The organism is Bartonella sp. PS7NMGDW (assembly GCF_042193585.1).
Classification (GTDB): Bacteria; Pseudomonadota; Alphaproteobacteria; order Rhizobiales; family Rhizobiaceae; genus Bartonella; species Bartonella grahamii.
Genome location: NZ_JBHILX010000005.1, coordinates 34,891 through 50,915 on the forward strand (window position 1 = coordinate 34,891; position 16,025 = coordinate 50,915).

Sequence of the window (16,025 nt, forward strand, 5' to 3'; positions counted from 1 at the left end):
TGTTAAATTATGCGAGCAGAAATAGAAACATTAGTTGATGAAATCCAGAAAGCAATTCAATTGCTAAGGGGGCATCTTTGACTGGGATCAATCACTAAAGCGTCTCGAATATCTTAATCAAAAAGCGGAAGATCCGTCATTATGGGATGATGCACAACAAGCACAGGATATGATGCGTGAGCGTCAACGTCTTGATGATTCAATCAATGGTCTTTTATCATTTACAAAAACACTTGAAGAATGCATTGAGCTTATCGCGATGGGCGAAGAAGAAAGTGATGTTGAAATTATCGCTGACGCAGAAAATTCAATACGTAATCTTAAAAATGAGATAGATAAAAGGCAAATTGATGTACTTCTTTCAGGAGAGGCGGATCCGAATGATACCTATTTAGAAGTTCATGCTGGAGCAGGGGGAACAGAAAGCCAAGATTGGGCTTCTATGCTCTTACGTATGTATATGCGCTGGGCTGAGCAGCATGACATGAAGGTTGAAATTTTAGAAATTCATGATGGAGAAGAAGCAGGAATAAAGTCAGCAACTATTCTTGTAAAAGGGCATAATGCTTATGGAATGTTAAAAACAGAATCAGGCGTTCATCGCTTGGTTCGGATTTCTCCATTTGATTCGAATGCAAAGCGCCATACCTCTTTTGCAAGTATTTGGGTTTATCCAGTTATTGATGACAATATTGAAGTTGATGTTTCAGAGGCAGATGTGCGTATTGATACATATCGTGCATCAGGAGCAGGAGGACAACATGTTAACACGACAGATTCCGCTGTTCGCATCACACATATAAAAACGGGTATTGTTGTTCAATGTCAAACAGAGCGTTCTCAACATAAAAATCGCGCTACGGCTTGGTCGATGTTGCGTGCACGGCTTTATGAAGAAGAGCTTAAAAAAAGAGAAGAAGAAACCAATGCTGCTGAATCTTCTAAAACAGAAATCGGATGGGGACATCAAATTAGATCTTATGTTCTTCAACCCTATCAGCTTGTCAAAGATTTGCGTACAGGGATTGAAAATACGGATCCACAATCCGTACTGAATGGTAATTTAGATGCATTTATAGAGGCAGCACTCGCACGGCGCATTTATGGACAAGACAAAGAAATTGAGGATATTCGTTAATTATATATCCTTCCTTCAAGCTATGTAGATTTTTTTCTTAAGTTGTTTGTTTTATTGATGTTGTGATATTACGATATTCTTGATACTTTAAAGGTTCAAAGAGGGATTTTCTTGTTCCTTTCTTCAATTTTTTCTCACACACCAATCCTGCTTATGATATTGCAAGTGATAGAAAGCTGAAATAAGAAAAATTTGCGATATTCGGAGGACTAATATAAATATAAAACAATTCATTATCCTTATAAATCAATATATTGTAAAAATTGAATCCGTTGAAAAACTAAAATCAATTCGGGGGATGACTTTTGCTTTTTAAGGTAAATCAAACACTCAATTTATAAGTTACCGTTATGATGTAAAAGTGTTGCAGTAGCTAAAACATTTTCAGCATGCCCAGATACGCTTACTTTGCGCCATTCTTCTGCTATTATTCCATTTGCATCAATTAAAAAAGTGCTCCGTTCAACGCCCATATATTTGCGTCCATACATGCTTTTCTCAACCCAAACACCATAAGCTTCGAGGGTTGTTTTTTCTTCATCAGAAACCAAGATGACATCAAGTTCATATTTTACTTTAAATTTATCATGTTTTTTTACATTATCTGGAGAGATTCCAATAACAGCAACACCGATTTCATCAAATTTCATCTTTAATTTTGTGAAATCAAGTGCTTCGTTTGTGCAACCGCTGGTGTCATCTTTTGGATAAAAATATAAAACAACAGGTTTTCCTTTAAAGTCAGAAAGACATACTGTCTCTCCTCCATCGCGAGGCAAATTAAAATCAGGAGCAAGAGCACCTTTCATTGATCTTGTCATTGTTTTCATCTTTCTTGTGTAATAAGTATAAGATATCAAAGTACACAGAAGAAAAGAACTATTCAACTCTCTAGAATATTATTATTTTGAAGAGACCTTTATTTTCTTAACAAAACTCGCTCTATCACAACGATTGGATTGAAAGAACAAGATCGGCGTGAACAACATAAACAAAACAACAAAAGATTATACTGGTTTTATCACAACATGTTTTTTCTTACCGAAAGAAAGCTTAATGATTCCTTCTGCACTGACATCCCCTTCAATAATAAGATGTGTTTCATCCTCAATAATTTGATCATTTACACGGACACCTCCACCTTGAACGTGTCGGCGTGCCTCACTATTAGATTTAGCGAGTCCTGCTTGTACTAAAAGGGTGAGCAATCCAACACCTTTTTTTAATTCTGAGGCATTAATTTCAACAGTTGGAAGATTTTCTCCCAAAGTTTTTTCTTCAAACGTTTTGCGAGCAGTTTCTGCTGCAGCATTGGCGAGAGCACGTCCATGCAACATTGCTGTAACTTCTGTTGCAAGAATTTTTTTTGCTTCGTTAATTTCTGTCCCTTGTAATACAGAAAGTTTAAGAATCTCATCCATTGGCAATGGGGTATAGAGCTTTAGAAATCGTATTACATCAGCATCTTCTGTATTGCGCCAATATTGCCAAAATTGATAAGGTGAAAGCATATCCGCATTCAGCCATACAGCTCCATTCAATGATTTACCCATTTTGGCACCGGAAGAGGTTGTCAGTAATGGTGATGTTAACGCATATAATTGTGGTGTTCCTAAACGATGCCCTAATTCGATTCCGTTAATAATGTTACCCCATTGATCAGAGCCCCCCATTTGCATACGCAACCCATAACGTTTATAAAGTTCAACAAAGTCATAAGCTTGCAGAATCATATAATTAAACTCTAAGAATGACAAAGAGTGCTCACGCTCAAGTCTCAGTCTGACAGAATCAAATGATAACATACGGTTGACAGAAAAATGTTTTCCTACATCACGCAAAAATTCTAAGTAGTTTAAATTGCATAACCATTCAGCATTATTCACAATACAAGCATCAGTTTCTCGGTCACCGAATGTCAAATAGTTAGCAAATACCTTTTTAATACCATCAATATTTGCAGCAATATCATCTTGTGTCAGAAGACGTCGCGCTTCATCTTTGAAGGAAGGATCACCGATCAATCCGGTTCCTCCGCCCATTAAAGCAATGGGGCGATGACCAGTTTTTTGTAACCAATAAAGCATCATAATCTGAAGAAGACTTCCAGCATGTAAACTCGATGCTGTTGGATCAAATCCAGTATAAGCGCTTACGGTTTCTTTTGAAAAAAGATCATCTAAGCCTTTTTCATCTGAAATTTGGTGGATAAAACCACGTTCGCTCATAATGTGTAAAAAATCAGATTTAAAGGCAAACACAGATTCAATTTCCTAATTTAAGAGTGCATTCATTTCATATAATAAGTGATTATATAACGGAGCGTTATCTATCATAACTGATGCACACATCACAAGAAAAAGAGACATATTGATAATATAAAGATAACAATACAGGTATTATTTCCTTTTTACGCTAAAAAGAGAGACCTCTCAGTGAGAGAAAAAAGGCATTTTGTTATTCTCATTTCTATCCTGAAATAAAATTTAGAAAAGTTTTAAGTACGGACTAAAAAAATTACTTTCTTATGATCGGAGACGACTTTTGCTGATTTTTATAAATCTATCGTGTTTTCCTAAGTTAGTGAAAGTATTTCAGGAGGAGGAGCGAGAAATTCATTGGTGATATGGTTATCCAAATAGTGGGCACATCGTTCAATAAGTTCTTCATGACATCCACTGAAAAAGTGATTAGCCTCTTCCAATATTTCTTGTGTGATGATGATTCCTTTTTGTGTTTTCAATTTATCGACAAGTATTTGAACATCTTTTGGGGGGGCAACTTTATCGATACCGCCATGAATGATAAGTCCAGAGGAGGGACAAGGTGCAAGAAATGAAAAGTCATAAACATTAGGCTGAGGGGCAACAGAGATAAATCCCTCAATTTCCGGTCGGCGCATTAAAAGCTGCATACCAATCCATGCTCCAAATGAATATCCTGCTACCCAACAATTTTTAGAGTCTGGATGTTGTGTTTGCACCCAATCGAGAGCAGCAGCAGCATCTGAAAGTTCTCCTATTCCATAATCAAATTCACCCTGACTACGACCAATACCACGAAAGTTAAAACGTAAAGTTGTAAAGCCACGTTGTTGGAACATATAAAAGAGGTCATAGACAATTTTATGATTCATAGTTCCACCAAATTGGGGATGAGGATGCAAAATGATCGCAATGGGTGCATTTTTTTGTTGTGAAGGTTGATAACGCCCTTCGAGCCGACCCGCGGGACCGTTAAAAATAATTTCTGGCATAAAATGCTCCTTAAATGCAATAAAAGGCTCTCATTGACCTTGGTCGACTTTTACCATAGAATCTCTTAAATAATCATTAGATATTCTTTTTTTAGTGCACTTTTCAAGAAAATTGCGCTATTTTTTTAATCAATTCATAAGATTAATGATTGCGATGTAAAATGGTTATAAAACGCCGATATTTTGATCATAACGCAACAACACCGCTCAAAAAAGTGGCACGGATGGCGTTACTGGAATCTTTAGAGATATTTGGTAATCCATCATCGGTTCATAAGGAAGGGCGTGCGGCTAAAACCTTGTTGCAAAAGGCTCGTCGGCAAATCGCTGAAAATCTTAAAACAGATCCAGATCACGTGGTATTTACCTCTGGTGCGAGTGAAGCAGCAATGACTTTGCTAACGCCCTTTTACAATATGGGGAATGCAAAAGTTCAATTTTCTCGTCTTTACCTTGGAGCAACTGAACATCCCTCTGTGGCAGAGGGAGGGCGTTTTTCTAAAGAATTGATAAGCGTCATTGCTGTTAATCAAGATGGGCTCATACAACAAGATAAATTAATAGCACTCTTAACGGTTCACGATAAAACAAAAGGTTTACCTCTTGTTGCTATTCAAGCTGCAAATAGTGAAACGGGTGTTATTCAACCGTTAACAGAAATCGCCGCTATTGTTCGGGATTTAGGAGGCACTCTTATTGTTGATTTGACACAATATGTCGATAAGAATTTCGTGGATATTAATCAGTTAGGAGGAGATTTTTTTATACTGTCTGCACATAAAATTGGCGGTCCTAAAGGAATCGGTGCTTTTGTTTCATGTGGCAATCTTCTTATGCCACACCCTCTTATTATTGGAGGAGGACAAGAAAAAGGTCTCCGTGGAGGAACAGAAGCATTGCCTCTTATTGCTGCTTTTGGGGCAGCAATGGCTGATTGTTTCACACAGGAGGAAATAAAACAGTTAATATATTTACGCAATAAATTAGAAGATGGACTACAAAAAATAAGTAAAAATGTTGAATTTTTTGGCAAAAGAGTTCAACGTTTGCCAAATACAACTTACTTTACCGTGAAAAATATAAAAGCTGAAACGATGCAAATAGCTTTTGATTTAGAAGGGTTTTCTATATCATCTGGCTCTGCTTGTTCTTCGGGAAAAGTAAAACAGAGCAAAGTGTTGGAGGCAATGGGGTATCATGTTCCAAATGGTGCCATTCGCATTTCGCTAGGGCGGGACACAACTTCTGAGGATATTGATGATTTTCTATCGTTTTTTTCTCAAATTATAAGCAAGAAAAAAGGGTAAAATTTATCATCAGAAAGTTATAAAAATTAGAATTATTTTAAAAATAAGATAAGTTTGATTGAAATTTTTGCACTTTACCTATAGCCTAGGAAATAACTTGCTTACTTTAATCTTGGAAAAAACAAGACTTTTAGTTACCGGTTTTTGACGCCAAAAAATGGAGAAAATTTATGCCGGCAGTACAAGAAACAATACGCCAAGTACGTGAAATAGATGTTGACCAATATAAATATGGTTTTGAAACCAATATTGAAACAGATAAAGCTCCAAAAGGCTTAAATGAAGATATTATCAAATTTATTTCTGCTAAAAAACATGAGCCTGAATGGATGCTAACATGGCGCTTAAAAGCTTACCGCCGTTGGCTGACAATGCAAGAGCCTCATTGGCCGCGTCTTGAATATCCTAAAATTGATTTTCAGGAGCTTTATTATTATGCTGCTCCAAAAAATCATACAGGACCAAAATCTTTGGATGAAGTGGATCCTGAGTTATTAGCAATGTACGAAAAACTTGGCATTCCCCTTAAAGAACAAGAGATTTTGGCAGGAGTAAGAAAACAGTCTGATCCCTCTACTTTTGATGACAGTATGTCTGTATCGGGGCAGGTGGCTGTTGATGCAGTCTTTGATTCTGTTTCTGTTGTAACAACATTCAAAAAAGAGCTGGCACGTGCTGGTGTGATTTTTTGTTCTATTTCAGAGGCGATTATTGAACATTCTGAGCTTATTAAGGAATATTTAGGAACAGTTGTACCTATAAGTGATAATTATTATGCAGCCTTAAATGCAGCTGTCTTTACAGATGGTTCATTTGTTTATATTCCCAAAGGGGTTCGTTGTCCTATGGAGCTTTCAACTTATTTTAGGATTAATGAACGCAACACTGGCCAATTTGAACGAACATTGATTATCGCCGCTGAAGATTCCTATGTTTCTTATCTTGAAGGATGTACAGCACCCCAACGTGATGAAAACCAACTTCATGCTGCTGTTGTTGAGCTTATTGCCCTTAAAAATGCAGAGATTAAATATTCTACAGTACAAAACTGGTATCCTGGCGATAAAGATGGAAAGGGCGGTATTTATAATTTTGTGACGAAGCGTGGAGATTGTCGAGGTGATAACTCTAAAATTTCATGGACACAAGTTGAGACTGGTTCTGCGATTACTTGGAAATATCCATCCTGCTTACTCCGTGGTGATAATGCGCGTGGAGAATTTTATTCTATTGCTGTTGCAAATGGTCATCAACAAATTGATTCCGGTACAAAAATGATTCATTTGGGAAAAAATACATCCAGTCGTATTATTTCCAAAGGCATTTCCGCAGGTTTTTCAAATAACACTTATCGAGGACAAGTTACAGCACATCGAAAAGCACAAAATGCGCGTAATTTTACGCAATGTGATAGTTTGTTAATCGGGAATGATTGTGGTGCGCATACAGTTCCTTATATTGAAGCAAAAAATGCAACAGCTCAGTTTGAACATGAAGCCACAACATCAAAAATTTCTGATGACCAACTTTTTTATGTTATGCAGAGAGGAATTCCCGAAGAAGAAGCTATCGCATTAATTGTAAATGGTTTTGTAAAAGAGGTCATTCAAAAACTTCCCATGGAATTTGCTGTCGAAGCACAAAAGCTTATTGGTATCAGCCTTGAAGGTAGTGTTGGATAATTTATTGAATTAGATAAATAGAAGACTTGATGTAAAAAGGCTGTAACAGTAGCAAATCATGCTAAAAATGACCTCTATGGTAATTACAAAAGTAGATGGATGCTAAGGCAAAATAATATGCATTGGTATCTGAAAAACAGCCAAAACAGGATTAAATTATGTTAGAGATAAAAAATTTGCACGCCCGTATTGCTGGAACCGATACAGAAGTTATTCGTGGTTTAAACTTGACAGTTCAAGATGGAGAAGTTGCCGCTATCATGGGACAAAATGGAGCCGGAAAATCAACTTTGTCTTATTTGCTTGCTGGTCGTGATGATTATGAAATAACAGAAGGAGATATTCTCTATAATGGACAATCACTTTTAGAAATGGATCCAGCAGAACGTGCTGCATATGGTGTTTTTCTTGCATTTCAATATCCAATGGAAATACCAGGGGTAGCAACAATGGAATTTTTAAAAGTTGCGATGAATTCTCAACGCAAAGCACGCGGTGACAGAGAGCTTAAAATTCCTGAATTTATAAAATGTGTTAAGGAAGTTTCAGCCAAACTTGAAATAGATATGGATATGCTAAAGCGTCCATTAAATGTGGGTTTTTCAGGTGGAGAAAAAAAACGCGCTGAAATTTTACAAATGGCACTTCTTGAACCTAAACTTTGCATTTTAGATGAAACGGATTCTGGTTTAGACATTGATGCACTAAAAATTGTTGCAGATGGTGTTAATAAACTTCGGGATTCAAAACGTTCATTTTTGGTGATTACCCATTATCAACGGCTGCTTAATTATATCATTCCTGATACTGTACATGTTCTTTATAAAGGACAAATTATCAAAAGCGGAGATAAATCCTTAGCGATTTATTTAGAGCAAAATGGGTATGCTGATCTTATCAGGGAAGCAGTTTGAGGTTATTGAATATGAATACACAGCAAAACTTGTTAGCAATTGAAGAAAATATACTCAGTAATTTCAATCAGTATGTAAACGACTTACCTGGTGATAAAGCTATACGGGAAATTCGCAAGAAAGCTATTGAGCAGTTTCAAACGACACAGCTTCCTTCCCGTAAAATCGAAAGCTGGCATTATACCAATCTGCGTACCTTACTGAAGTCTATTAGCAATTTTTCAAAAGTTCAAAACAATCAATTGATTGATGCTTTGCTTTCAGAAAGTGCTGTTTTTTCTATAAACAATGGAAAAACATCAATAGAGTCAAAGGTAGATAACATTACAGTAAAACGCCTTTCAGACGCATTAAAAGATAATTCTGTACAGGTAAATCAAAACATTTCTGATGAGGATTTTATTGGACAGTTGAATACAGCTTTTGTTACAGATGGTTGGCTTTTTCACATCCCTGAAAATACAAAGTTAAATATTCCCATTGAATTACAAAATATACAAATGGGGGGACAATCTCATATTTTTTCGGATATAAAAGTTGATAAAAATAGTCAAGTTATATTTATTGAACATCAGGTTGGCAATGATAAAGATACCTTTGTCAGTTCAATATTTTCATTAAATATTGCTGCTGATAGTGATGTTACGTGGATTCTCATTCGCAATCGTGATTTTAATTCTACACAATTTGGTCGATTTTGTGCTGTTCTTGCTCAAAGAGCGAAGTTATCACTTTATGTCATTAATATAGGGAGCCAATTAAATCGCCAAGAAATCGATATTGAATTACAGGGAGAAGAATCTAATTTTCAATTACGTGTCATAAATTTATTATCAGGACAAACACATAGTGATCTTACAATGACTGTTCGTCATGTGGAAGAAAAGTCAACATCAACCGAAATTATACGCAATGTAGTTACAGATAAGGCTGTTGGTGTTTTCCAAGGAATAATACGTGTGTCTCAAAAAGCGCAAAAAACAGATGCACGCATGGCTTGTAATAGCCTTATTCTTTCAGATGATGCAGAATTTAATGCAAAGCCTGAACTTGAGATTTTTGCGGATGATGTTGCATGCGGTCATGGTGCAACAGTTGCTAATATTAATCATGATTATCTTTTTTATCTTATGGCGCGTGGTATCCCATTTAAAACGGCTCGTGCACTTTTGATTAAAGGATTTATCTCTGAGCTCATTGATGACATCAAGCAGGATAAGATTCAAATCGTTTTGGAGAATATCATTAGTAAATGGCTTGAAAAAAATGTTTAAGGTAGAAAAAATGGAAAATAACGTACAAACATTTACTTATAATGTCGAAGAAATTCGGCGTGATTTTCCTATTTTGCACCATCAAGTTTATGGAAAGCGATTAGCATATCTTGATAGTAGTGCTTCTGCCCAAAAACCAATGTCAGTACTCAATGCAATGAATAATTATTATCACTATAGTTATGCTAATGTGCATAGGGGAATGTATTTTTTAGCCAATATAGCAACACAATCCTATGAAAATTCTCGTGAAACCGTTCGTGTTTTTCTAAATGCTCAAAAAGCTGAAGAAATTGTTTTTACGAAAAATGCAACAGAAGCTATTAATACTGTTGCTTATGGTTGGGCGATGCCCAAACTCAAAGAAGGTGATGAGATTGTTCTAACGATCATGGAACATCATTCAAATATTATTCCTTGGCATTTTCTCCGTGAACAAAAAGGTGTTAAACTTATTTTTGTTCCTGTCGATGAAAATGGTGTTCTGCACATTGAAGATTTCCAAAAGGCTTTAAGCGAAAAAACGCGGCTTGTTGCTATAACGCATATGTCCAATATATTAGGAACTGTGCCTCCTGTTAAAGAGATTATTAAACTAGCTCATCAAGATTCTATTCCGGTTCTTGTTGATGGTTCTCAAGGAGCAGTACATTTAACCGTTGATGTGCAAGATCTCGATTGTGATTGGTATGTCTTTACAGGTCATAAGCTTTATGGTCCCACCGGTATTGGTGTTCTGTATGGTAAGAAAGATAGATTAGAAGAAATGCGTCCTTTTCAAGGGGGAGGGGAAATGATCGAGGAGGTAACAACCGATAAGGTTTTCTATAATGCTCCTCCTTACCGTTTTGAAGCAGGCACTCCTCCTATCGTTGAAGCTATTGGATTAACTGCGGCTATTGATTATATACAAGAGAAAGGTCGTAGCACGATTCATGCCCATGAGAGATCCCTTTTAGCTTATGCGCAGGAAAAACTTAAAATGGTTGAGTCATTGCGTATTTATGGTCATTCTCCCAATAAAGGAGCTATTATATCATTTACAATTGAAGGGATTCACGCCCATGATATCGCTATGTTTATTGATAGAAAAGGAGTTGCAATACGCGCGGGAACCCATTGTGCACAGCCTTTATTACAGCGCTTTGGTCTAACATCTATTTGTCGGGCATCATTAGCCATGTATAACACTCAAGAAGATGTAGATCAATTAGTAGAAGCATTGAAAGAAACAAGGACATTTTTTAATGGCTGAATCAATTGAAGAGCGTCATTCTACAGAATCTGTTGAAACTGTAAGCGAAAATAAAAAATCTTATATATCAGCAATTCCAGCAGATGAAATTGATCGTATGACGAATGATATTATTGCTGCTCTCAAAACAGTTTATGACCCAGAGATTCCTGCTGATATTTATGAGCTTGGACTGATTTATCGTATTGATATTGAAGATGATCGTTCAGTAAAAATTGAAATGACTCTTACAGCACCGGGATGCCCTGTTGCTGGTGAAATGCCGGGGTGGGTAGAAAATGCAGTCAGTGCAGTTGAAGGGGTTTCGTATGTTGAAGTCACTATGACTTTTGATCCACCATGGACACCTGATTGTATGTCAGAAGAAGCTCAAATTGCTGTCGGATGGTACTAAAAGTATTGTTAAGAGACTCTAATTTAGCCATTCATGAATAAGCTGTTTACTTTTCACAAGCATTTGAATTTAAAGACGATCGCATGAGTTATAATAAACAAAAATTAGAACTTAACTGGATTGGAAAAGAAAAACGCCCAAAACTAGAGCCTCGTATCTTATTAGAAGATCTTGAAAAATCTTATCACGCTTCGCATCAAATATCATCTCAGGACATTTTTGATAATAAACTTATTTTTGGTGACAATTTGCTCGCACTCAAAGCACTTGAACAAGAATATATGGGGAAGGTAAAATGTATCTATATCGATCCGCCTTATAATACAGGCAATGCCTTTGAACATTATGAAGATGGTTTAGAGCATTCTATATGGCTAAGCCTTATGAGAGACAGGCTAGAATTGTTACATCATTTACTGGCAGATGATGGAAGTATCTGGATATCAATTGATGATGACGAGCAAGCTTATCTTAAAGTGTTAATGGATGAAATTTTTGGTCGAAAAAATTTTATAAACAATATCATTTGGCAAAAAAAATATGCTCCACAAAATGATGCAAAGTGGCTTTCAGACAACCATGATTTTGTAATGGTTTATGCTAAAGATAAAACTGTTTGGCGCCCTCAATTGCTTCCTCGTTCAAGCGATATGGATGCGCGCTATAAAAACCCTGATAATGATCCTCGCGGTCCTTGGCAATCTGGAGACTTATCCGTAAAAAGAGTAACACCTAAGGATATTTACGAAATCATCACACCTTCTGGACGCAAGGTGATGCCTCCTGCTGGAACGAGTTGGCGGGTTAGCAAACACAAATTCTCTGAATTATTAAAAGATAATCGCATTTGGTTTGGAACAGATAACGGTGGAGTGCCAAGGATTAAACGTTTTGTTTCTGAGGTTAAGCAGGGCATAACCAGTATGACGATTTGGCCCTACACAGAAGTGGGACACAACCAAGATGCCAAAAGAGAAGTCAAAGTTTTTAATTCTGATAGTGTCTTTACAACTCCCAAACCTGAGCGTTTAATGGAACGCATTATTCAACTTGCCACTAATCCCGGTGATCTTGTACTGGATTCTTTTGCTGGTTCTGGCACAACCGGTGCTGTTGCCCATAAAATGGGAAGAAAGTGGATTATGGTTGAGCTTGGTGAACATTGTCATACCCACATTATCCCTCGTTTAAAACAAGTCATTGATGGAACTGATCAAGGGGGAATTTCCAAAAGTGTTAATTGGCAAGGTGGCGGTGGATTTCGCTATTATCGCCTTGCACCTTCTCTGTTACAAAAAGATCCATGGGGACAATGGATTATTAGTCGCGAATATAATGCTGCGATGCTTTCAGAAGCAATGTGCAAACATATGGGATTTACCTACGCACCTGATGAAAATCATTATTGGATGCAAGGGTATTCAACCGAAACAGATTATATTTATGTCACAACAAGCGCTATGACCCATGAACAACTCCGTATAATGAGTGAAGAGGTAGGCTCTCATCGCACGTTGCTGATTTGTGGCACAGCCTTTGATACAAAATCAGCATCCTTTGAAAATCTGACACTCACTAAAATCCCCCGTGCAATATTAGAAAAATGCGAATGGGGAAGGGACGATTACAGTTTAAATGTAGCCAATCTTGAACCAGTGATTGTAGTAAAAGAAAACAACAAAAATAAAGATATTGCGCAAGCAGAATTAGATCTATTTGAATAATATATAAAAAGCGGAGTTTTTCATGAACACTGTTGAAAAAAGGATTTCTGCTCGCTTATCGTTACGTGATCCTCAACGTGAATCTTTAAATATTTTGGTAAAAATCTTAGAAAATATAGAGCTTTCTAAAAATGCTGATTTGGTTGCAGAGTTAGAAGTGATAAAAAATCTTTATCCTTCTGTGCAAGATTTTGAACGAAACTTTCCCTCTTTTTGTTTTGCCTTAGCAACAGGTGTTGGGAAAACGCGACTTATGGGGGCTTTTATTAGCTATCTTTATTTAACAGGTCGCAGTCGCCATTTTTTTGTTTTAGCGCCAAATTTGACTATTTATGAAAAGTTAAAACAGGATTTTAGTCCCCAAAGCCCAAAGTATGTCTTTAGTGGAATAAGTGAATTCATTGCAAATAGACCTGTTATTATTACAGGTGAAGATTATGAAAGTGGTAAAGGTATTCGCACTGATGAACACTATTTTCAAGGACAAAAGCGTTTGTTTGAGAATAGAGACACGGCCTTTATCAATATTTTTAATATTTCTAAAATTAATACAACAGATAATAAAAAAGGCGCACTAAAATCTAGTATGCCGAGGATTAAACGCTTACAAGAGACAATTGGCGAAAGTTATTTTGATTATCTCGCAAATCTTCCTGATTTAGTTTTGTTAATGGATGAAGCTCATCGTTATCGTGCTTCTGCTGGTGCAGCGGCAATTAATGAGTTAAAACCTGTTTTAGGAATAGAGCTTACAGCGACACCAAAAACAATAGGTGCAAAACCCGTAGATTTTAAAAATGTTGTCTATAGTTATTCACTTGCAGAGGCTATGAGGGATGGTTTTGTAAAAGAACCTGCTGTTGCTACACGTAAAGATTTTCAACTTCAAAATTATACATCTGAGCAATTAGAACATATCAAATTACAAGATGCAATTCATGCCCATGAAAATGTGAAAGCAGATTTAATTGTCTATGCAAAAGATTATAACAAAAAGTTCGTTAAGCCTTTTATTTTAGTTGTTGCTCAAGATACAAATCATGCACAAAAACTACGGAATTTATTGGAATCAGATGAATTTTTCGCAGGGGCTTATAAGGGAAAAGTTATAGAGATTCATACAAAACAGTCGAATATAGAAGAAGATCAAAATATTCAAAAGCTTATTGCAATTGAAGATTCTCATGACCCAACAGAAATTGTTATTCACGTTAATAAATTAAAGGAGGGGTGGGATGTTACGAATCTCTATACTATTGTACCGTTGCGTGCATCGGCTTCAGAAATTTTAACAGAGCAAACAATTGGGCGTGGATTGCGTTTGCCTTATGGGTATAGAACAGGCGTGGAAGCTATTGATCGTTTAACAATTATTGCGCATGATCGTTTTCAAGATATTATTGATCGTGCAAACGATCCAAACTCAATTATAAAAAAGCATATTGAGATTGGAAGAGAGGGGGATGTACCCTCTGAAAAGTCAGATATTGTGACGGTTCCATGTCAAGTAGAAGCTTTATTGATGCAAACGATGGTAACACGTAATTCCGATATAAATGGAGCATCTGATTTACAAGGTATCATATTACGTAATCCAGATTCCCCTACATTAACGCCTGAAGAGCGAGATATTGCAGCGATCGCGTGGGATCTTATCAAAGAGAATGATAAATTGCCAAGTTCTCAAATGCTTTATTCTGCACCGATACAAGAAAAAATTGCTAATAAAGTTATGAATATTAAGCCTTCATCACAAAAGTCTCTTGTATCAAAAGTGGTTACAATTTTGACAAAAAAATTAGCAGAATTGATGATAGATATTCCCAATATTGTACTCATTCCTTCGCGTGAGGTTACTTATGGTTTTTCTGATTTTGATTTGGAAAATTTAGAAAACTTAAATTTGCAACCTGTTAGTAAAGAACTTTTAATTCGAGAATTGCGTACCCATAAAAGCATTTTTCTCACTTCTAAGAATGAATATGTCAAAGAGCCTTATCTCGAAAATTACATCATTCGTGGTTTGATTGATAATGACTTTGTCGATTATGATAACCATACGCTCTTATTACGAAAATTAGCTAGTCAGATAGTAGAACATTTCCGATCTTATTTACCCAATGATGCAGCCGTTGAGAACGTATTAATTCACTATCAGCATAAGCTTATTAGTTTTATTGTTGCGCAATTAAGAGAACATCAGTGGGAAACGCAAAAAGATTATGAGGTTAAAGTGACACGGGGTTTTACAACTTTATCGCCTATCCATTATGTATTACCGCAGGGGACGTCTCCTCTTGATTTTCGTAATATTCCTGCCATTAAAAGCGATATTAAGAAACTTGTATTCAGCGGCTTTAGAAAATGCTGTTATCCTTTACAAAAGTTTGATTCAGTAGAAGGGGAGTTACGATTTGCTCAGATATTAGAGGATGATGCACAAGTATTGAAATGGATGAAACCTGCTCGGGGGTTTTTCAGAATAGAATATGATAAAGGATCAACTTATGAACCGGACTTTGTTGTAGAAACGGAGGATGCCAAGTATCTTTGTGAGCCTAAAAAAGCCTCTGAAATGCAAAATCCTATTATTTTAAAAAAAAGAGAAGCTGCAGTTCAATGGTGTTGTCATGCAACGCGCTACGCAGCTACTTATGGCGGTAAAAAATGGTATTATGTTCTTATTCCCCATGATGCTATTAAAGCAAATAATAGTTTTGAAGGTTTATGTGCAGAGTTTACCATTTCAGAATCTATACTTGAGAGCTCATAATTTATTTTTTTCAAAAATAAAACACATAAGTTTTTTAATTGACGGATGTGAGGTGCAATCAAATGTTTGGATAATTATTTTTAATTTTTTGCACTATCGCATCATTAACTTAAAAATATTAGGGATTTTTTAAATCAAAAAATTAATATTTTTTTCTAACAACATTAAAATAAAAGGAAAAATGTATAGAAAAGTTACACAAGATTATGATTTTTTATGGGAATTTTTAGCACATTTACAATTTTTGATAAAAGTACAATCTTACTTTCCTTATGTGAAAAGATCTTTGAATTTATAGTCACAAATTC

The 16,025-nt window shown here is 36.1% G+C and carries 12 protein-coding genes; 9 read left to right on the forward strand and 3 right to left on the reverse strand.

What is annotated here, in order from left to right; translation table 11 throughout:
• The first annotated feature begins 9 nt into the window (after positions 1-9).
• Positions 10-1,138, forward strand: a protein-coding gene (prfB, locus tag ACFIKJ_RS03885) for a peptide chain release factor 2 (RefSeq protein WP_375627294.1) whose coding sequence is annotated in 2 segments (ribosomal slippage) — positions 10-78 and positions 80-1,138 — 1,128 coding nt in all. Because the reading frame shifts where the segments join, the coding sequence is not laid out codon by codon here.
• Between the two features lie 335 nt (positions 1,139-1,473).
• Here prfB and ACFIKJ_RS03890 read toward each other — a convergent pair.
• The 3 genes from ACFIKJ_RS03890 to ACFIKJ_RS03900 form a co-directional block, all read right to left on the reverse strand.
• Entirely contained in the window at positions 1,474-1,959 is a 486-nt protein-coding gene (locus tag ACFIKJ_RS03890) for a peroxiredoxin (RefSeq protein ID WP_375625879.1), read from the reverse strand.
• Between the two features lie 186 nt (positions 1,960-2,145).
• The gene (tyrS, locus tag ACFIKJ_RS03895; protein WP_375627293.1) at positions 2,146-3,399 is read right to left on the reverse strand and encodes a tyrosine--tRNA ligase; all 1,254 of its coding nucleotides are present in this window, start codon (positions 3,397-3,399) and stop codon (positions 2,146-2,148) included.
• Positions 3,400-3,713: 314 nt separating this feature from the next.
• The gene (locus ACFIKJ_RS03900; RefSeq protein ID WP_375625875.1) at positions 3,714-4,394 is read right to left on the reverse strand and encodes an alpha/beta hydrolase; all 681 of its coding nucleotides are present in this window, start codon (positions 4,392-4,394) and stop codon (positions 3,714-3,716) included.
• 161 nt (positions 4,395-4,555) lie between these two features.
• On the opposite strand from ACFIKJ_RS03900, the gene ACFIKJ_RS03905 reads away from it, so the two are divergent.
• The 8 genes from ACFIKJ_RS03905 (at position 4,556) to ACFIKJ_RS03940 (ending at position 15,717) form a co-directional block, all read left to right on the forward strand.
• A complete protein-coding gene (locus ACFIKJ_RS03905) occupies positions 4,556-5,701 on the forward strand; it encodes a cysteine desulfurase family protein (protein ID WP_375670273.1) in 1,146 nt (381 codons plus the stop codon).
• 170 nt (positions 5,702-5,871) lie between these two features.
• A complete protein-coding gene (sufB, locus tag ACFIKJ_RS03910) occupies positions 5,872-7,383 on the forward strand; it encodes a Fe-S cluster assembly protein SufB (protein WP_375670274.1) in 1,512 nt (503 codons plus the stop codon).
• Between the two features lie 158 nt (positions 7,384-7,541).
• Positions 7,542-8,297: a Fe-S cluster assembly ATPase SufC gene (sufC, locus tag ACFIKJ_RS03915; RefSeq protein ID WP_375627291.1), complete on the forward strand. Its 756-nt coding sequence runs from the start codon at positions 7,542-7,544 to the stop codon at positions 8,295-8,297.
• Positions 8,298-8,308: 11 nt separating this feature from the next.
• Positions 8,309-9,571 carry a Fe-S cluster assembly protein SufD gene (gene sufD, locus ACFIKJ_RS03920; protein WP_375625870.1) on the forward strand — a complete coding sequence of 421 codons (1,263 nt, stop codon included), beginning with the start codon at positions 8,309-8,311 and terminating at the stop codon, positions 9,569-9,571.
• A 10-nt stretch (positions 9,572-9,581) separates the two neighbouring features.
• On the forward strand, positions 9,582-10,826 hold the full coding sequence (locus ACFIKJ_RS03925) for a cysteine desulfurase (RefSeq protein WP_375625868.1): 1,245 nt from the start codon (positions 9,582-9,584) through the stop codon (positions 10,824-10,826).
• On the forward strand, positions 10,819-11,220 hold the full coding sequence (locus ACFIKJ_RS03930) for an SUF system Fe-S cluster assembly protein (protein ID WP_273787976.1): 402 nt from the start codon (positions 10,819-10,821) through the stop codon (positions 11,218-11,220). Before ACFIKJ_RS03925 ends, ACFIKJ_RS03930 begins: the two co-directional genes overlap by 8 nt.
• Positions 11,221-11,303: 83 nt before the next feature.
• Entirely contained in the window at positions 11,304-12,944 is a 1,641-nt protein-coding gene (locus ACFIKJ_RS03935) for a site-specific DNA-methyltransferase (RefSeq protein WP_375625866.1), read from the forward strand.
• 22 nt (positions 12,945-12,966) lie between these two features.
• Positions 12,967-15,717, forward strand: coding sequence for a DEAD/DEAH box helicase (locus ACFIKJ_RS03940; protein ID WP_375670275.1), 2,751 nt, complete (start codon positions 12,967-12,969; stop codon positions 15,715-15,717).
• Positions 15,718-16,025: the final 308 nt, after the last annotated feature.

Excerpts from the sequence above, each read along its gene's own strand:
- ACFIKJ_RS03900 (WP_375625875.1), bottom strand. The coding sequence starts at position 4,394 with ATGCCAGAAATTATTTTTAACGGTCCCGCGGGTCGGCTCGAAGGGCGT.
- ACFIKJ_RS03930 (WP_273787976.1), top strand. The coding sequence starts at position 10,819 with ATGGCTGAATCAATTGAAGAGCGTCATTCTACAGAATCTGTTGAAACT.
- ACFIKJ_RS03890 (WP_375625879.1), bottom strand. The coding sequence starts at position 1,959 with ATGACAAGATCAATGAAAGGTGCTCTTGCTCCTGATTTTAATTTGCCT.
- ACFIKJ_RS03940 (WP_375670275.1), top strand. The coding sequence starts at position 12,967 with ATGAACACTGTTGAAAAAAGGATTTCTGCTCGCTTATCGTTACGTGAT.
- ACFIKJ_RS03935 (WP_375625866.1), top strand. The coding sequence starts at position 11,304 with ATGAGTTATAATAAACAAAAATTAGAACTTAACTGGATTGGAAAAGAA.
- sufB (WP_375670274.1), top strand. The coding sequence starts at position 5,872 with ATGCCGGCAGTACAAGAAACAATACGCCAAGTACGTGAAATAGATGTT.
- ACFIKJ_RS03925 (WP_375625868.1), top strand. The coding sequence starts at position 9,582 with ATGGAAAATAACGTACAAACATTTACTTATAATGTCGAAGAAATTCGG.
- sufC (WP_375627291.1), top strand. The coding sequence starts at position 7,542 with ATGTTAGAGATAAAAAATTTGCACGCCCGTATTGCTGGAACCGATACA.
- ACFIKJ_RS03905 (WP_375670273.1), top strand. The coding sequence starts at position 4,556 with ATGGTTATAAAACGCCGATATTTTGATCATAACGCAACAACACCGCTC.
- sufD (WP_375625870.1), top strand. The coding sequence starts at position 8,309 with ATGAATACACAGCAAAACTTGTTAGCAATTGAAGAAAATATACTCAGT.